Genomic DNA, 16,419 nt, shown 5'->3' on the forward strand with positions numbered 1-16,419 from the left:
CATGAACGATCACAACAACAATATTCAGTTGGAAACCGCCATGACCACGACCACCATGACCATGATCCAGGCCCTGCGCTCGGCCATGGATGTGATGCTTGAGCGTGACGACAATGTGGTGGTGTTCGGGCAGGACGTCGGCTACTTCGGCGGCGTATTCCGTTGCACCGAAGGCCTGCAGACCAAGTACGGCACCTCGCGGGTATTCGACGCGCCGATCTCCGAAAGCGGCATCGTCGGCGTGGCCGTGGGCATGGGCGCTTACGGCCTGCGTCCGGTGGCCGAGATCCAGTTCGCCGACTACGTCTACCCCGCTTCCGACCAGATCATTTCCGAAGCGGCACGCCTGCGTTATCGCTCGGCCGGCGAGTTCACCGCGCCGATGACCCTGCGCATGCCCTGCGGCGGCGGCATCTACGGCGGCCAGACCCACAGCCAGAGCATCGAGGCGATGTTCACTCAGGTCTGCGGCCTGCGCACCGTGATGCCGTCCAACCCGTACGACGCCAAGGGCCTGCTGATCGCCTCCATCGAAAACGATGACCCGGTGATTTTCCTCGAGCCTAAGCGCCTGTACAACGGCCCCTTCGACGGCCACCACGACCGCCCGGTAACCCCGTGGTCGAAACACCCGCAAGCCCAGGTGCCGGACGGCTACTACACCGTGCCGCTGGATGTTGCCGCCATCACCCGTCCGGGCAAGGACGTGACCGTGCTGACCTACGGCACCACCGTTTACGTCTCGCAAGTGGCCGCCGAAGAATCCGGCGTTGACGCCGAAGTCATCGACCTGCGCAGCCTGTGGCCGCTGGATCTGGAAACCATCGTCAAGTCGGTGAAGAAAACCGGCCGCTGCGTGGTGGTACACGAAGCCACGCGCACCTGCGGTTTTGGCGCCGAGCTGGTGTCGCTGGTGCAAGAGCATTGCTTCCATCACCTGGAAGCGCCGATCGAACGCGTCACCGGTTGGGACACCCCCTACCCGCACGCGCAAGAGTGGGCGTATTTCCCAGGGCCGTCCCGAGTGGGCGCGGCGTTGAAACGGGTCATGGAGGTCTGAATGGGCACGCACGTTATCAAGATGCCGGACATCGGCGAAGGCATCGCAGAAGTCGAACTGTCGCAGTGGCACGTCAAGGTCGGCGACCTGGTGGTTGAAGACCAGGTGCTGGCGGACGTGATGACCGACAAGGCAATGGTCGACATTCCGTCGCCGGTCCACGGCAAGGTGATTGCCCTCGGCGGTCAGCCGGGTGAAGTGATGGCGGTCGGCAGTGTGCTGATCAGCATCGAAGTTGAAGGCGCCGGAAACCTGAAAGAGTCCGCCGCGCCAGCACCGGTTGCTGCGAAGGAAGCACCTGCTGCGCCGACAGTTGAAACAGCTGTCGAGAGCAAACCTGTGGCTGCTGCCGCATCGCGCCCGGCACCGGTTTGCCAAGGCCCGATGGTTGCCCGCGAGGCGGATGAACGTCCGCTGGCCTCGCCGGCCGTGCGCAAACATGCGCTGGATCTGGGCATTCAGCTGCGTTTGGTACGCGGTTCCGGCCCGGCCGGTCGAGTGCTGCACGAAGACCTCGAGGCCTATCTGGCGCAAGGTCAATCGAATGCTTCGGCGCCGGCAGCCGCCGCTTACGCCCAGCGCAACGACGAAGAACAGATTCAAGTGATCGGCATGCGCCGCAAGATTGCCCAGCGCATGCAGGACGCCACCCAGCGTGCCGCGCACTTCAGCTACGTCGAGGAAATCGACGTCACCGCGATTGAAGAGCTGCGCGCGCATCTGAATGAAAAACACGGTGCCAGCCGGGGCAAGTTGACCTTGCTGCCGTTCCTCGTCCGCGCATTGGTCGTTGCCCTGCGCGACTTCCCGCAGATGAACGCCCGTTACGACGACGAAGCCCAGGTCATCACCCGCCTCGGCGCGGTGCATGTCGGTGTCGCCACGCAAAGCGATGTCGGCCTGATGGTGCCGGTGGTGCGACACGCCGAAGCGCGCAGCCTGTGGGACAGCGCCGCGGAAATCTCGCGCCTGGCTAACGCCGCACGCAATGGCAAGGCCAGCCGCGATGAGCTGTCCGGCTCGACCATCACCCTGACCAGCCTCGGTGCGCTGGGCGGTATCGTCAGCACCCCGGTGCTGAACCTGCCGGAAGTGGCAATCGTCGGCGTGAACAAAATCGTCGAACGCCCGATGGTCGTCAAAGGCCAGGTGGTGATCCGCAAGATGATGAACCTCTCCAGCTCCTTCGATCACCGCGTGGTCGACGGCATGGACGCGGCGCTCTTCATCCAGGCCATCCGTGGTCTGCTCGAACAACCCGCGACCCTGTTTGTGGAGTGATGCCATGCAAACCTTGAACACCACGCTGCTGATCATCGGCGGCGGCCCCGGCGGTTACGTCACGGCGATCCGCGCCGGACAACTGGGCATTTCGACGATTCTGGTCGAAGGCCAATCGCTCGGTGGCACCTGCCTGAACATCGGCTGCATTCCGTCCAAAGCCTTGATTCACGTGGCCGAACAGTTCCACCAGACCCGCCATCACAGCCAGCATTCGGCGCTGGGCATCAGCGTTTCGGCGCCGAGCCTCGACATCGGCAAAAGCGTCGAGTGGAAGGACGGCATTGTTGATCGCCTGACCACCGGCGTCGCGGCGCTGCTGAAAAAGAACAAGGTTCAGGTCATCAATGGCTGGGCCAAGGTCATCGACGGCAAAACCGTGGAAGTCGGCGACACGCGCATCCAGTGCGAGCATCTGGTGCTGGCGACCGGTTCGACCAGCGTCAACCTGCCGATCCTGCCGATCGGCGGGCCGATCATCTCCTCCACCGAAGCGCTGGCACCGAAGTCCGTGCCTAAACGTCTGGTGGTGGTGGGCGGCGGTTACATCGGTCTGGAGTTGGGCATTGCCTATCGCAAGCTCGGCGCCGATGTCAGTGTGGTCGAGGCGCAGGACCGTATCCTGCCGGCCTACGACGCCGAACTGACCCAACCGGTGCACGAAGCGCTGAAGCAACTGGGCGTGAAGCTCTATCTCAAGCACAGCGTGCTGGGTTTCGACGGCACCTTGCAGGTGCGTGACCCGAACGGCGACACCCTGAACCTGGAAACCGAGCAGGTGCTGGTGGCGGTCGGTCGCAAGCCGAACACTCAGGGCTGGAACCTCGAAGCGCTGAATCTGGACATGAACGGCTCGGCGATCAAGATCGACAGCCGCTGCCAGACCAGCATGCGCAACGTCTACGCCATTGGCGACCTGAGCGGCGAACCGATGCTCGCGCACCGCGCCATGGCTCAGGGCGAAATGGTCGCCGAGCTGATCAGCGGCAAGCACCGCGAATTCAACCCGACCGCCATCGCCGCCGTGTGTTTCACCGACCCGGAACTGGTGGTGGTCGGCGAGACCCCGGACGAGGCCAAGGCTGCGGGGCTGGACTGCATCGTTTCCAGCTTCCCGTTCGCTGCCAACGGCCGGGCGATGACCCTGGAATCGAAAAGCGGCTTCGTGCGCGTGGTCGCGCGTCGCGACAATCATGTGATTGTTGGCTGGCAGGCAGTGGGCGTTGGGGTTTCCGAATTGTCGACCGCGTTCGCGCAAAGCCTGGAAATGGGCGCGCGGCTGGAAGACATCGGCGGCACCATCCATGCGCATCCGACCCTGGGTGAAGCGGTGCAGGAAGCGGCGTTGCGGGCTTTGGGGCATGCGTTGCACCTGTAACGCCCAGCTTCTGTGGCGAGGGAGCTTGATCCCGCTGGGCTGCGTAGCGGCCCCAAACCCTGCCATTGCGGTACATCTGATGCACCGCGATGGCCGGCTTTACCAGTGCTGCGCACTGGAGCGGGAGCAAGCTCCCTCGCCACAAAAGAGCAGAAAGATAGAGGAATGATGGGTATTTAATAAGCAAGCTACGATTTTTGCCTATCCCCCCATCGTCCGGGCTGCGAAACCGCGCAAGAATGAAGTATTGTGGTGCCCATCCAAAAAAACGTCGGAAGCCTTGAACCGTTTCGACGGTTGTTCAGTGATAGAGGGTGTCATGGGTAACGAAAGCATCAATTGGGACAAGCTGGGTTTTGACTACATCAAGACCGACAAACGCTATCTGTCGTACTTTCGCAATGGCGAGTGGGACAAAGGCACCCTGACCGAAGACAACGTGCTGCACATCAGCGAAGGCTCGACGGCCCTTCACTATGGCCAGCAGTGCTTCGAAGGCCTGAAGGCCTATCGTTGCAAGGACGGCTCGATCAACCTGTTTCGTCCCGACCAGAACGCCGCGCGCATGCAGCGCAGTTGCGCCCGCCTGCTGATGCCGCACGTCTCCACCGAGCAGTTCATCGAAGCGTGCAAGGAAGTGGTTCGCGCCAACGAGCGCTTCATCCCGCCATACGGCACCGGCGGCGCGCTGTACCTGCGTCCGTTCGTGATCGGCGTGGGTGACAACATCGGCGTGCGCACCGCGCCGGAGTTCATCTTCTCGGTATTCGCGATCCCGGTCGGCGCCTACTTCAAGGGCGGCCTGACCCCGCACAACTTCCAGATTTCCAGCTTCGACCGCGCCGCGCCACAAGGCACCGGTGCGGCCAAGGTCGGTGGCAACTACGCCGCCAGCCTGATGCCGGGCTCCCAGGCCAAGAAAGCGCACTTCGCTGACGCCATCTATCTGGATCCGCTGACCCACAAGAAGATCGAGGAAGTCGGTTCGGCCAACTTCTTCGGGATCACCCACGACAACAAGTTCATCACCCCGAACTCGCCATCCGTCCTGCCAGGCATCACCCGCCTGTCGCTGATCGAACTGGCGAAAACCCGTCTGGGTCTGGAAGTGGTTGAAGGCGACGTGCTGATCGACAAACTGTCGGACTTCAAGGAAGCCGGTGCTTGCGGTACCGCTGCGGTGATCACGCCGATCGGCGGCATCAGCTACAACGATCACCTGCACGTGTTCCACAGCGAAACTGAAGTCGGCCCGGTCACCCAGAAGCTCTACAAAGAGCTGACTGGTGTGCAAACCGGCGACATCGAAGCGCCAGCAGGCTGGATCGTCAAGGTTTGATCTGACGGTTAGATGTACAAAAGCCCTCCATCAAGTGATTGATGGGGGGCTTTTTATTGGAAGCAAGATCAAAAGATCGCAGCCTGCGGCAGCTCCTACAGGAGATCTGTGTAGGAGCTGCCGAAGGCTCGGGCCGCGTTCGGACGATCTTTTGATTTTCTATTTAACCGCAATCCGCTTCCCGCCTCGCGCAGCAATCCCGCTCGCCTGTCCATTCTGCTGCTTGCCCATCCGCGCCTGGGTAATCAGCCCGGGAATCAACTCCCCTTCCGGCAGATTCTTCCAGAACCGCACCGGCAAATGCCCTTGCATGACCTTCTCGTTCAACCGCGCCGGGTTGAAGATGTGGCTGTAGTACGTCAGCCATAGCTCGCCGTGCGGGTCATCGATGTTCTGCGCCAGTTGCTGCCACTCCAGCGGGCACTGGCGTTGATGAATCAATTGCTCGCCGTCGTAATACACCCCGTCACGCGGGGTGGCAATCAACCAGCGATGGCGGCCCATGCGCCTGACGAAATGTTCGCTGGCGCTGTGCAGGATGTCGTGGGCCGGTTCGTGCCACGCCACGTATTGCGGGCCTGGCTGATCCTGCGGGCGTTCGATGAACCGCACGAACGCGTGCAAATGGTGGGCTTCGCGCTGCACCTGCTTGATCCGCCGCTGCAACTCGCTGCCGAGCTTGTCGCCGGCCATCATCGCCGTGCGATCGCCATGGCTGACGCGCCACAGCACTTCATACAACAAACTCCAGCGCTGGTCGCCCCGGTAGCGCGCGGCTTGCTCCAGGGTATCGAGCAGTGCACGGGGGATGCGTGCCTGAAACGGCCCCTGCCCCTCGGGTACCGAGAGGTCACTGGCAAACAGATCGCTCACGCCTTCCGACGCCCAGCTCACCAGACTCGGGTCGACTTCATGACTGAGCAGCCAGCGCGCCTGCTGGCGCCAGGTGTCGAACAGGTCGTCGCAATCGAGATTGATCATCCCCACAACCCCATCTGCTGTGGTTGCGGCCGGTCGCGCAGTTGCTGGTAGAGCATGTGGCTGGTGACCTCCGCCTGCTGCGGGTGGTAATCGCTGGTGATGATGAACGGCTTGGCCTTGGCCAAAACACAGCGCATGCGTGCCACGTCTTCGTAGCGAATGCGCCGTTGCTGGCGCAATTGCACCAGACGCTCGGTAGTGCGCAGGCCGATGCCCGGAATACGCGCGATCAGCGACGGCTCGGCGCGGTTCAGGTCCAGCGGAAACACGTCGCGATTCTGCAGCGCCCAGGCCAGTTTCGGGTCGATGTCCAGCGCCAGATTACCCGGGCCCTTGAGCAACTCATCAGCGTTGTAGCCGTAGCTGCGCAAGAGGAAATCAGCCTGATACAGACGGTGTTCGCGCATCAGCGGTGGCGCGGCCAGTGGCACGCTTTTCGGACTGTCGGGAATCGGGCTGAAGGCCGAATAGTAGACGCGCCGCAAGCGGTAGTTGCCATACAACGACTGCGCGCTGTGCAGGACCGTGCTGTCGTCGGTGTCATCGGCGCCGACGATCATTTGCGTACTCTGCCCGGCGGGGGCGAATTTTGCCGAACGCGGTTCGTTGAGCACCGTTTGCACGCCGGTGTAAATGGTGTTCATCGCCTGCTTGATCGAGCCGATCTGCTTCTCCGGCGCCAGGGTTTGCAGGCTGGCATCGGTGGGCAGTTCGATATTGACGCTGAGACGGTCGGCATAGCGCCCGGCCTCCTCGATCAACGCCGGGTCGGCCTCGGGAATGGTCTTGAGGTGGATGTAGCCGCGAAACTCGTGCTGTTCGCGCAACAGCTTTGCCACGCGCACCAGTTGTTCCATGGTGTAGTCCGCCGAGCGGATGATCCCTGAACTGAGAAACAGCCCGCTGACGCAGTTGCGTCGGTAGAAATCCAGGGTCAGCGTCACCACTTCCTCGGGGGTGAAGCGTGCCCGCGGCACATCGCTGGAGCGGCGGTTGACGCAGTACTGGCAGTCGTAGAGACAGAAGTTGGTCAGGAGGATTTTCAGCAGCGACACGCAACGACCGTCCGGTGTATAGCTGTGGCAAATGCCCATGCCATCGGTCGAACCCAGCCCGCTCTTGCCTTCGGAGCTACGCTTGGGCGCGCCGCTGCTGGCGCAGGAGGCGTCGTACTTGGCGGCGTCGGCGAGAATGCTGAGCTTGTCGATGATTTGCATGGCGCGGGCTCTTTACTGTGTGGATATACAGTATAGGTCCGAGCCCGGGGTTACAAGGTGCTAGAGCGCACCTCGTCGGGCGGAAGCTCAAGATCAAAAGATCGCAGCCTTCGGCAGCTCCTACATCGATTGAGATTTATCGGAGGTTCGTGATTACTGTAGGAGCTGCCGAAGGCTGCGATCTTTTGATTTTCGCGTCTAACGGCAACTCAAGACCAAACCGCAGGCCCATTTCCTTTCGCCCCGCCACGGTCAGCGCCAACGCCCGACTGTCCAGATCCTGCGTCACCCATTTGCGTTTCAACGCCATCTGCAACAACGCCGCGCCCAACGAACCGCCCAGATGCGGCCGGCGCATGCTCCAGTCCAGGCACGGGCAAGCAAACTTGCGGCGCAGGGTACTCAAATCCTGAACCTTGATACCCAAACCCTCGAACAACGCCTCGCCACTGTCGCTCAGCCGATAAGCGCGCTCGTCAGTTTCCACCAGCCATCCCGCCTCAAGCATGCGGTCGTGCAGCAACACCGCCAGCGTGCCGGCCATGTGGTCGTAGCAGGCGCGGGCGAATTGCAGGCGATCCGGGGTGTGCGGCTTGAAGCTCGGCGCGGCGTTCTGGCCGATCACCATCAACGCTTCCAGCGCCTGAGCCACGCGCTGATCGGCGAGGCTGTAATAACGATGGCGGCCCTGCACATGCAGGCGCACCAGCGATAGATCCTTGAGTTTGGCCAAGTGTGCACTGGCGGTGGAAGCGCTGACCTCGGCAACGGCGGCCAATTCAGTGCTGGTGCGGGCGTGGCCGTCCATCAGCGAGCAGAGGATCTTCGTGCGTGCCGGTTCGGCGATGGCGGCCGCCACCTGCGAAACGCCGATGTGTTGATGTTCTGCGTGCATATTTCGCTCCCCGACGAATCGTCGTCGCTGCGAACTGAAGATACTCGCATCACTTTCCCGACGACAAGGCTGTGAACCATGGACCCGATCATCGCTGCGACGCATGCCGATCCCTACCCCTACTACGCCAAACTACGCGCCGAGGGCGGACTGACCTTTGATCATGGATTGAAGCTGTGGGTCGCCAGCAGCGCCCGAGCAGTGTGTGCGGTGCTGACGCATGCCGATTGTCGGGTGCGACCGCTGCAGGAGCCGGTGCCCAAGGCGATTGCCTCGGGGCTGGCCGGCAAGGTGTTCGGGCAGTTGATGCGGATGAACGATGGCGAACGTCAACGCTGTCCGCGTGTGGCAATCGAGCCGTCACTGCAGTTGATAGATGACGAGCAAGTACAGGCACTGGTGGCCGCGCGTCTGATGACAGCGGACGCCGACGGCTTGTATAAGGCGATGTTTCGCGGCCCGGTGTGTGTGGTCGCGGCGCTGCTCGGCTTCACCCCGGCGCAGGGCCGGGCCATCAGTGAGCTGACCGCGGATTTCGTCGCCTGCCTGTCGCCGCTGAGCAATGACCTGCAACTGGCGGCGGCGCATGCGGCGGCGGAGCAATTGCACGGTTATTTCATCGAATTGCTGGCCGAAGCCGATAGCGATTTGCTCAAGGCCATCGAGCAGCGATTTGCCGGTGACGGGGAAAGCCTGATCGCCAACCTGATCGGTCTCTGTTCGCAGACGTTTGAAGCAACTGCCGGGCTAATCGGCAATGCACTGTTAGCGCTGCGACGTCAGCCCGAGTTGCGCGATGCCTCTGTGGACGCGCTGTTGGCCGAGGTTCAGCGCTTTGATCCGCCAGTGCAGAACACTCGGCGGTTTGTCGCGCAGACTTGTGAGATCGATGGTGTGCGGCTTGAGGCCGGCGAAGTGATTCTGTTGCTGCTGGCCTCGGCCAACCGCGATCCCTCGTTAAATGAGGAGCCTGAGCGATTTGTGCTGAATCGTCCTGACCGGCGCAGTTTCAGTTTTGGCAGCGGGCGGCATCAGTGTCCGGGGCAGACACTGGCGCTGAGCATTGCCGCTGCGACTGTCAGAAAAATCCTTGATCAGGGTATGAATCTGCAACAACTGACGTGGCATTACCGCCCATCCCTCAATGGGCGGATACCACTGTTCGACGCGCTACAGCCTTAGGCGCTGCGCAGCTCGATGGTCAGGTGCGACAACTCATGCACCGGTGCCAGCCGCTCGCGAATCGCCTCCGCCGTCACACCCGCCGCCGCGACCACACTGACAATCGCCGCCCGCGACTGCGGGCCGACCTGCCAGACATGCAGATCGCTGATGCGCACATCGTCAGAGGTTTCCAGCAGCTCGCGGATCTCCGCTGCCACCGGCTCGTCGGTGGTGTCGAGCAGCACCGCGGCGCTATCGCGCATCAGGTTGTAGGCCCACTTCGCGATGACAATCGAGCCGACAATCCCCATCGCCGGGTCCAGCCATACCCAACCGAGATAGCGCCCGGCCAGCAACGCGGCAATCGCCAGCACAGAGGTCAGGGCGTCGGCCAGCACATGGACGTAGGCCGAACGCAGGTTGTTGTCGTGATGGTGATGATGGTCGTGGCCGTGATCATGCTGATGGCTGTGGTCATGGCCGTGATGGCCCATCAGCAGGAAGGCGCTGAGGATGTTTACGCCTAGCCCGACGATGGCAATCACCGTCGCTTCGCCGAATGCCACCGAGGTAGGTTCAAACAGCCGAAAAACCGATTCGCCGGCGATGCCCAGCGACACCAGGCCCAGCACCATCGCCGAAGCAAATCCGGCCAGATCGCCGACCTTGCCGGTGCCGAAACTGTAACGGCGGTTATTGGCATTGCGCCGGGCAAAACCATAGGCCGCCGCAGCGATGCCCAACGCGCCGGCATGGGTCGCCATGTGGAAACCGTCGGCCAGCAGGGCCATGGAGCCGGTGAGGTAACCGGCGGCGATCTCGCCGATCATCATCACGAAGGTCAGCGCCACCACCCACAGAGTGCGGCGGGCGTTTTCGTCGTGGGACGCGCCGAGGAACTGGTGATCGTGGCTGAAACGGTCAGCGTTTGGGGTCAGGCTCATGATGCGTGTGCTCTATTTGGCATAACGGCGGATGGCTTGCAGCAGATCTTCCGCGCCCTGGGCGCGCTGTCCGTCAGTGAGATCGGGATGGGCCACGTGCTCACGGGTGTGGGCCTCGATGAACTGCTCCATCAACCCGTTGACCGCCCCACGAATCGCCGCCACCAGATGCAAGGTCTTGGCGCAATCGGCATCGCCCTCCAGCGCTTTTTCAACGGCCAGCACCTGCCCGGCAATCCGCCGCACGCGGTTGAGCAGCTCGTCTTTGTGTTCGTGAATGTGCGACATACCTATACCCCCTACCCCTATATGGCAGGCATGGTCGCCGATGGCTTGGGTAATCGCAAGTTCGGTGAGCATTCAAGGGATGAACGGGATGCTGAAAGCGACTTCAATCTCCTGTAGGAGTGAGCCTGCTCGCGATAGCGATATGTCTGATCACATAGATGTTGAATGTGCCGCCCTCATCGCGAGCAAGCTCACTCCTACATCAGTTTGGTGGTGTTGCCTGCTCTGCGCCGGACGCAGACTCCCCTGTAGGGGCCAGCCTGCTGGCGATGTCACGCTGAAAAATGCAGCATCATTTCGGCATCATCCAGCAGGCTACATCGCCTTGCGCCTTTGCCTACAACTACGCCAGAATCCGCCGGCTTGTGCGGTTTGGGGGGCATCGGTAACTTGGTTCGCGTCACTGAATGGTCAGTGATCGGGTTTAGTCGCTCGGTGTTACCTCAAGTTCGCAAGCTGTTATTCAGTCAGGCATCTCTACGCCTGCGCTCAATGGCGGCTGTGCGCAGGGCGCTCTCGGGCGCGCCGGTAATGCTTGGGTACTGGTCGACTAACCTGCGTACAGCTGCCACCTATTGTTTAGTCGCAAGTACGTGTCAGCCTCATTGAGGTTACCCAGCAAATGTTTAAAGTGACGCCAAATCCGCCTGAAGCGGACGCAATACCTGACCCCGAATCAACGTCCCCCTACTCCGACCCCAATTCCAGAAAACTTCACGAAGCCGCCGAACGCGCCCTCGACCACTACCTGAAACCGCCATCCCCACAACCGCGCAAACCCAGCCACATGTTCGTTGTCGCGCCAGACATGCACAACGAAGAACTGCTGGCCCACGCCTGCGAATCCATGGCCTCGGCCAGCATCATGCTCAGTGACTTCGCCAGTCTCCTCGACACGCCCTACCGCAACACCCTGCTCGGCATCCAGCAAGTGGTGATGCTAGGCGAACTCGCCGTCAACCGTGCCCTCGACAACCTCGAGCCCCCGATCAGAAATTGAAAAGCGTCCCTGTGGCGAGGGAGCTTGCTCCCGCTCGACTGCACGGCAGTCGAGAATCCGGATCCGATCCGGAACGATGGGGCTTGGGGTCGCTTCGCAACCCAGCGGGAGCAAGCTCCCTCGCCACAAGGAAAACGGCGCAAAGGAGAATTTCACATGACCAATAAAACAGATGCCCACGTCGTCGCCGCATTAGTCGCCATGGGCCTCAACGAACGGGATCGACGCTGGGCGCAGAACGCATGCCTGGTGTTGTTTGAAAGCGAGCGGGAAACAATTGTGGCCTCGGCCGTGGCCGCTCTGGGGAAACTCGACGAGCTTGAAATGGAGGCTGTACTCCCAGCGCTGCAGCGGGTGAAACGCCGGTTTCCGTCACTTGCAAGGACAGTGGCTGAGACGCTGGACGCGATGGCAATTGCAGCCTGAGTGATCGTGGCGAGGGGGATCGCGAAGCGATACCTCAAGAGAAGGCCTGCTGCGCAGTCCATCGGGGATAAATCCCCTCGCCACAGATTGCATGGACATTGATTGATCGGCGTTTAGCCGCCTCAATCCTCCCGCGTCAAAACCTCCAGCAATTCAATCTCGAACACCAGATTCGAATGCGGCGGAATCTTGCCCATCGTTCGCTCGCCGTAGCCCAAATGCGCCGGCACCAGCAGTTTGCGCTTGCCGCCCACTTGCATGCCCATCAGCCCTTGATCCCAGCCCTTGATCACCCGGCCCGTGCCAATCACGCACTGGAAAGGTTTGCCACGGCTGTGGGAAGAATCGAACTCGCTGCCGTCTTCCAGCCAGCCGGTGTAATGGGTGGTAATCAGCGCGCCTTTGACGGCAGCCTTGCCCTCGCCCACTTGGAGTTCGATTACCTGCAGTTCATCCGTCATGACATTCACTCAATTGCTTAACTGGCGGCCGTTTTCCCAGAAATGCCGGTGATTGGCAAGCCGATGGCGCAGAGCAACGCTATTAATTCGCGGATTGTGAATCTGGCGATGCAGGAGGCCAGACACAGGAGGATTTTGGGGCGGGAAGCCCTGCACGAGTGCATGCGCAGGGCCTTTGAGTCGGGGGATTAACGCTCGACAGGCTGCATCTCAACGATAGTGCCATTGGTGATCATGACCATCACGTACTTGTCGTTGATCTGCACCCACTGCGCCTGGTCGATCGGCGCTTTCAAGCCTTTCTGTTTCCAGTTTTTCAACGCTTTGTCGCTGCGCTGATAGATGTCCGGGGCGCGGTCGTTGACCTTCAACTCGCGGTCGCTGGTCGGCGATTGGACGGTGGGTTCGCTTGAGGTTTGCGCCGCTTGAACTAGTGGGCTGATCCCGGCAATGCCGGCGACGAGGGCCAGGCTGGCGATTAGGGTTTTGCTGTTCATCGGTGAACCTCCTTCAGATGGGTGATGCCTGTACTCCGACTGCTGAGTCAGGAAATCATTCCTTGTTTTTTTGCCTGGGCTGGCGATGGATTTGATTGAACAGATACTCCGCCATCGCTGGCAAGCCAGCTCCCACAGGGTTTTTTGGCGGTGCCGGAACAGTGGGCACACCGCAGAAACGGTGGGAGCTGGCTTGCCAGCGATGGCGTCGGCATATGCAACATCTCCACGACTGACACACCGCTTTCGCGAGCAGGCTGGCTCCCACAGGTTAGACGGTATTTTCAGGATTGATCCGCTTTGCGCATCAATCCATGCCAACAATGCAATTAACATCCGGTTACACCTGCGCGACCATCCGCCGCAATAACAACCGTGCGCCGCTTCCACGTCGCGCACGTCATAAAAGCGGTGGAGATTTTTCTATGACAGCCTCAATCCCACACGGCGGCTCGCGAGCCGGCGCCATTTTCCGGGTCACCTCGGGCAACTTCCTCGAACAGTTCGACTTCTTTCTGTTCGGCTTCTACGCCACGCAGATTGCGGCGGTGTTCTTCCCGGCGAGCAGTGAGTTCGCTTCACTGATGATGACTTTTGCCGTATTCGGCGCAGGCTTTCTGATGCGTCCGCTGGGGGCGATCGTCCTCGGCGCCTACATCGATGACGTCGGTCGGCGCAAAGGGTTGATCGTCACCCTGTCGATCATGGCCAGCGGCACGATCCTGATTGTGCTGGTGCCCGGATACGAGACCATTGGTCTGTTCGCGCCGGCGCTGGTGTTGATCGGAAGGCTGTTGCAAGGCTTCTCCGCCGGTGCGGAACTGGGTGGTGTTTCGGTGTACTTGTCCGAAATCGCCACGCCCGGCCGCAAGGGCTTTTTCACGGCCTGGCAGTCGGCCAGTCAGCAAGTGGCGATCATCGTCGCGGCAGCCTTGGGCTATGCGCTGAACGCGTGGATGGCGCCGAGCGTGGTGGCCGATTGGGGCTGGCGGATTCCGTTTTTCGTCGGTTGCATGATCGTGCCGTTCATCTTCCTGCTGCGCCGTAACCTGGCGGAGACCGAAGAATTCGCTGCACGCAAACACCGCCCGAGCATGAAGGAAGTGTTCCGCACCCTCGGCCAGAACTGGGGCGTGGTACTCGGCGGCATGCTGATGGTCGCGCTGACCACCACTGCGTTCTACCTGATCACCGTGTACGCGCCGACCTTCGGCAAGACCGTGCTGCACCTGAGCACTTCCGATGCGTTGCTGGTGACCTTGCTGGTCGGCGTATCGAACTTCTTCTGGTTGCCGATTGGCGGCATGTTGTCCGACCGCATCGGCCGGCGCCCGGTGCTGATCGCCATGTCACTGCTGGCCCTGGCCAGTACCTATCCGGCGCTGTCGTACCTGGTGCAGGCGCCGAGCTTCAGTCACATGTTGCTGTCGCTGCTGTGGCTGTCGTTCATCTACGGCATGTACAACGGCGCGATGATTCCGGCGCTGACCGAGATCATGCCGGTGGAAGTGCGGGTGGCCGGTTTCTCCCTCGCCTACAGCCTGGCGACCGCGATTTTCGGCGGTTTCACCCCGGCGATGTCGACCTTCCTGATCCAGTACACCGGCGACAAAGCCGCGCCGGGTTACTGGATGAGCGTCGGTGCGCTGTGCGCGTTGTGCGCCACGTTGTACCTCTATCGCCGCGCAGGCGGCCGTTTGCAACCGGTTGCCGCATAAGGAGCAATCACCTTGAAAAAACTGATCAATCTCGGCGCCATCGCCCTCTTCGCTTTCAGCGCCCTGGCCCATGCTGAACAGCTGAATGTGATGACGTCGGGCGGCTTCACCGCCGCCTACAAAATCCTCGGCCCGAAATTCGCGGCGGCGACCGGCAACACCCTCGACACCCAACTCGGCCCATCGATGGGCAAAGCCCCGGAGGCGATCCCCAATCGCCTCGCCCGCGGCGAACACGCCGACGTGGTGATCATGGTCGGCTACGCTCTCGACGACCTGATCAAACAAGGCAAGGTCGACCCGGCCTCGCGGGTCGAACTGGCGGATTCGCGGATCGGTCTGGTGGTGCGTGAAGGCGCGCCGAAGCCGGACATCAGCAGCGTCGAAAGCCTGAAGAAAACCCTGCTCGACGCACAATCGGTGGCCTACTCCGACAGCGCCAGCGGCGTGTACATCGAGAAGGAGTTGTTCAACAAACTCGGTGTCGAGGATCAACTGAAACCGAAAGCGAAGATGATCCCGAAAGTCCCGGTCGGCTCGGTGGTCGCCACCGGCGATTATCAACTGGGCTTCCAGCAGGTCAGCGAATTGCTGCCGGTGCCGGGGGTGAGCTTTGTCGGGAAGATTCCGGAGTCGGTGCAGTCGGTGACGCGCTTCGCCGCCGGCATCCCGGTCGGCGCGCAGCATCCGAAAGAGGCCAAGGCCTTGCTCGACTACCTCGCCGCGCCTGCCGCTCAGGCTGACGTGCAGGCCACCGGGCTGGATTCGGTCAAGCGCTGATCGTTGGCGGCTGGACTTTCATTGCCACCACCAGCCGCTCCAGTTCCAATGCCGCCGGGGTCAACGTGCGACCCCGGCGCTTGATGATGCCGACACTGCGCATCACTTGCGGATCGGTCAACGGCACTCGCGTCAGAATCGGATGATCCGGTCCGGGCATCGCCATCAACGGCACCGCCGCCACTCCCAGCCCCGCTTCCACCAGACCGATCATCGTCGTCACGTGTCGCGTCTCGCAGATGCTTTGGCGCTGCGGCACCACGCTGCTCAAGGCCTGATCGAGCAGGAAACGGTTGCCGGACGTCTTGTCGAGCGAGATGTAGTCCTGCTGATAGAACTCGTCCCAGCTCACGCTGCTGCGTCCGGCCAACGGGTGATCGCGACGACAGGCGACCACATAGCACTCCTGCACAAGCGGTTCGAAATCGACTTTGGCATCCTGCGTGCCGAGGAAACTCAAACCGAAATCCGCCTCGCCATTGACCACCGCGCTGAGCACATCGTGGGCGCTGGAGTCGAGGACTTTGACCTTGATCCGTGGAAATTGCTGGTGATAGCGGGCGACCACTCGCGGCATGAAGTAATACGCCGCCGACGGCACGCAGGCAACGGTAACGTGGCCCAGACGCGTGGAAGCCACTTCACTGATGCCCAACAACGCCACATCCAGATCATCGAGCAAGCGTTCGACGCTGGGCATGAACCCGCGCCCGGCCTGGGTCAGGCTGACCTTGCGCGTGGAGCGCTCGAACAGTTTCACGCCCAGTGCGTCTTCAAGCTTTTCGATGCGTCTGCTCAGGGCCGGTTGCGACAGGCGCACGGTGTCGGCAGCCTTGCGAAAACTGCCCTGCTCGACCACGGCGCGAAAGGCTTGCAGGTCGTTGAGATCGAAGTTGATGGCCATGGCGGGACTCGCAGGAATTGATTCGCAAAGGCTATCAATGTAACCAACTGATGCAAATTATTACAGACTCACACCGCCCCCCTGTA

The 16,419-nt window shown here is 61.4% G+C and carries 17 protein-coding genes; 9 read left to right on the plus strand and 8 right to left on the minus strand.

Features of this window, described 5'->3' with window-relative positions:
• Position 1: 1 nt before the first annotated feature.
• The 4 genes from ACU680_RS24225 to ACU680_RS24240 all read left to right on the plus strand — a co-directional run bounded on the left by ACU680_RS24225 (position 2) and on the right by ACU680_RS24240 (position 5,058).
• Positions 2-1,060, plus strand: a complete 1,059-nt coding sequence (locus ACU680_RS24225; protein WP_003224000.1) for an alpha-ketoacid dehydrogenase subunit beta — start codon at positions 2-4, stop codon at positions 1,058-1,060.
• On the plus strand, positions 1,061-2,341 hold the full coding sequence (locus tag ACU680_RS24230) for a dihydrolipoamide acetyltransferase family protein (RefSeq protein WP_448180715.1): 1,281 nt from the start codon (positions 1,061-1,063) through the stop codon (positions 2,339-2,341). It abuts the gene before it with no gap.
• A gap of 4 nt (positions 2,342-2,345) precedes the next feature.
• Positions 2,346-3,719 carry a dihydrolipoyl dehydrogenase gene (lpdA, locus tag ACU680_RS24235; RefSeq protein WP_448180716.1) on the plus strand — a complete coding sequence of 458 codons (1,374 nt, stop codon included), beginning with the start codon at positions 2,346-2,348 and terminating at the stop codon, positions 3,717-3,719.
• Positions 3,720-4,038: 319 nt separating this feature from the next.
• A complete protein-coding gene (locus ACU680_RS24240; RefSeq protein WP_003223996.1) occupies positions 4,039-5,058 on the plus strand; it encodes a branched-chain amino acid aminotransferase in 1,020 nt (339 codons plus the stop codon).
• 159 nt (positions 5,059-5,217) lie between these two features.
• Here the strand turns inward: ACU680_RS24240 and ACU680_RS24245 are convergent, their stop codons facing one another.
• The 3 genes from ACU680_RS24245 to ACU680_RS24255 form a co-directional block, all read right to left on the minus strand.
• The gene (locus tag ACU680_RS24245; RefSeq protein WP_448180717.1) at positions 5,218-6,039 is read right to left on the minus strand and encodes a TIGR03915 family putative DNA repair protein; all 822 of its coding nucleotides are present in this window, start codon (positions 6,037-6,039) and stop codon (positions 5,218-5,220) included.
• On the minus strand, positions 6,036-7,256 hold the full coding sequence (locus ACU680_RS24250; RefSeq protein WP_448180718.1) for a putative DNA modification/repair radical SAM protein: 1,221 nt from the start codon (positions 7,254-7,256) through the stop codon (positions 6,036-6,038). Before ACU680_RS24250 ends, ACU680_RS24245 begins: the two co-directional genes overlap by 4 nt.
• 136 nt (positions 7,257-7,392) lie before the next feature.
• Positions 7,393-8,151, minus strand: coding sequence for an ArsR/SmtB family transcription factor (locus ACU680_RS24255; RefSeq protein WP_448180719.1), 759 nt, complete (start codon positions 8,149-8,151; stop codon positions 7,393-7,395).
• 78 nt (positions 8,152-8,229) lie between these two features.
• Here ACU680_RS24255 and ACU680_RS24260 point away from each other — a divergent pair, with 78 nt between their 5' ends.
• Entirely contained in the window at positions 8,230-9,333 is a 1,104-nt protein-coding gene (locus ACU680_RS24260) for a cytochrome P450 (protein ID WP_448180720.1), read from the plus strand.
• Here ACU680_RS24260 and dmeF read toward each other — a convergent pair.
• Both dmeF and ACU680_RS24270 read right to left on the minus strand, forming a co-directional pair.
• The gene (dmeF, locus tag ACU680_RS24265; RefSeq protein ID WP_448180721.1) at positions 9,330-10,259 is read right to left on the minus strand and encodes a CDF family Co(II)/Ni(II) efflux transporter DmeF; all 930 of its coding nucleotides are present in this window, start codon (positions 10,257-10,259) and stop codon (positions 9,330-9,332) included. The two genes, ACU680_RS24260 and dmeF, sit on opposite strands and share 4 nt — an antisense overlap.
• A 12-nt stretch (positions 10,260-10,271) precedes the next feature.
• Positions 10,272-10,547: a metal/formaldehyde-sensitive transcriptional repressor gene (locus ACU680_RS24270; RefSeq protein WP_448180722.1), complete on the minus strand. Its 276-nt coding sequence runs from the start codon at positions 10,545-10,547 to the stop codon at positions 10,272-10,274.
• A gap of 622 nt (positions 10,548-11,169) precedes the next feature.
• Here ACU680_RS24270 and ACU680_RS24275 point away from each other — a divergent pair.
• Positions 11,170-11,547, plus strand: a complete 378-nt coding sequence (locus tag ACU680_RS24275) for a DUF6124 family protein (RefSeq protein WP_367084873.1) — start codon at positions 11,170-11,172, stop codon at positions 11,545-11,547.
• Positions 11,548-11,703: 156 nt separating this feature from the next.
• Positions 11,704-11,973, plus strand: a complete 270-nt coding sequence (locus tag ACU680_RS24280; protein ID WP_329697335.1) for a hypothetical protein — start codon at positions 11,704-11,706, stop codon at positions 11,971-11,973.
• 122 nt (positions 11,974-12,095) lie between these two features.
• Here the strand turns inward: ACU680_RS24280 and ACU680_RS24285 are convergent, their stop codons facing one another.
• Positions 12,096-12,434, minus strand: a complete 339-nt coding sequence (locus ACU680_RS24285) for an FKBP-type peptidyl-prolyl cis-trans isomerase (RefSeq protein ID WP_448180723.1) — start codon at positions 12,432-12,434, stop codon at positions 12,096-12,098.
• Positions 12,435-12,622: 188 nt separating this feature from the next.
• The gene (locus ACU680_RS24290) at positions 12,623-12,931 is read right to left on the minus strand and encodes an RcnB family protein (protein WP_007965617.1); all 309 of its coding nucleotides are present in this window, start codon (positions 12,929-12,931) and stop codon (positions 12,623-12,625) included.
• Positions 12,932-13,356: 425 nt separating this feature from the next.
• Here ACU680_RS24290 and ACU680_RS24295 point away from each other — a divergent pair, with 425 nt between their 5' ends.
• The gene (locus tag ACU680_RS24295) at positions 13,357-14,649 is read left to right on the plus strand and encodes an MFS transporter (RefSeq protein WP_448180724.1); all 1,293 of its coding nucleotides are present in this window, start codon (positions 13,357-13,359) and stop codon (positions 14,647-14,649) included.
• A gap of 12 nt (positions 14,650-14,661) precedes the next feature.
• On the plus strand, positions 14,662-15,429 hold the full coding sequence (locus ACU680_RS24300) for a substrate-binding domain-containing protein (protein WP_400759211.1): 768 nt from the start codon (positions 14,662-14,664) through the stop codon (positions 15,427-15,429).
• On the opposite strand, the gene ACU680_RS24305 is transcribed toward ACU680_RS24300, so the two are convergent.
• Complete coding sequence (locus ACU680_RS24305; protein WP_448180725.1) at positions 15,419-16,333, minus strand: LysR family transcriptional regulator; 915 nt, start codon at positions 16,331-16,333, stop codon at positions 15,419-15,421. The genes ACU680_RS24300 and ACU680_RS24305 overlap by 11 nt on opposite strands.
• Positions 16,334-16,419 lie beyond the last annotated feature (86 nt).

The organism is Pseudomonas sp. LF020 (genome assembly GCF_053456425.1).

Bases quoted from the DNA above. Each gene is read 5' to 3' on its own strand.
- ACU680_RS24285 (WP_448180723.1), bottom strand. From the start codon at position 12,434: ATGACGGATGAACTGCAGGTAATCGAACTCCAAGTGGGCGAGGGCAAG.
- ACU680_RS24250 (WP_448180718.1), bottom strand. From the start codon at position 7,256: ATGCAAATCATCGACAAGCTCAGCATTCTCGCCGACGCCGCCAAGTAC.
- ACU680_RS24225 (WP_003224000.1), top strand. From the start codon at position 2: ATGAACGATCACAACAACAATATTCAGTTGGAAACCGCCATGACCACG.
- ACU680_RS24280 (WP_329697335.1), top strand. From the start codon at position 11,704: ATGACCAATAAAACAGATGCCCACGTCGTCGCCGCATTAGTCGCCATG.
- lpdA (WP_448180716.1), top strand. From the start codon at position 2,346: ATGCAAACCTTGAACACCACGCTGCTGATCATCGGCGGCGGCCCCGGC.
- ACU680_RS24275 (WP_367084873.1), top strand. From the start codon at position 11,170: ATGTTTAAAGTGACGCCAAATCCGCCTGAAGCGGACGCAATACCTGAC.
- ACU680_RS24290 (WP_007965617.1), bottom strand. From the start codon at position 12,931: ATGAACAGCAAAACCCTAATCGCCAGCCTGGCCCTCGTCGCCGGCATT.
- ACU680_RS24260 (WP_448180720.1), top strand. From the start codon at position 8,230: ATGGACCCGATCATCGCTGCGACGCATGCCGATCCCTACCCCTACTAC.
- ACU680_RS24270 (WP_448180722.1), bottom strand. From the start codon at position 10,547: ATGTCGCACATTCACGAACACAAAGACGAGCTGCTCAACCGCGTGCGG.
- ACU680_RS24255 (WP_448180719.1), bottom strand. From the start codon at position 8,151: ATGCACGCAGAACATCAACACATCGGCGTTTCGCAGGTGGCGGCCGCC.
- ACU680_RS24245 (WP_448180717.1), bottom strand. From the start codon at position 6,039: ATGATCAATCTCGATTGCGACGACCTGTTCGACACCTGGCGCCAGCAG.
- ACU680_RS24230 (WP_448180715.1), top strand. From the start codon at position 1,061: ATGGGCACGCACGTTATCAAGATGCCGGACATCGGCGAAGGCATCGCA.
- ACU680_RS24295 (WP_448180724.1), top strand. From the start codon at position 13,357: ATGACAGCCTCAATCCCACACGGCGGCTCGCGAGCCGGCGCCATTTTC.
- ACU680_RS24305 (WP_448180725.1), bottom strand. From the start codon at position 16,333: ATGGCCATCAACTTCGATCTCAACGACCTGCAAGCCTTTCGCGCCGTG.
- dmeF (WP_448180721.1), bottom strand. From the start codon at position 10,259: ATGAGCCTGACCCCAAACGCTGACCGTTTCAGCCACGATCACCAGTTC.
- ACU680_RS24240 (WP_003223996.1), top strand. From the start codon at position 4,039: ATGGGTAACGAAAGCATCAATTGGGACAAGCTGGGTTTTGACTACATC.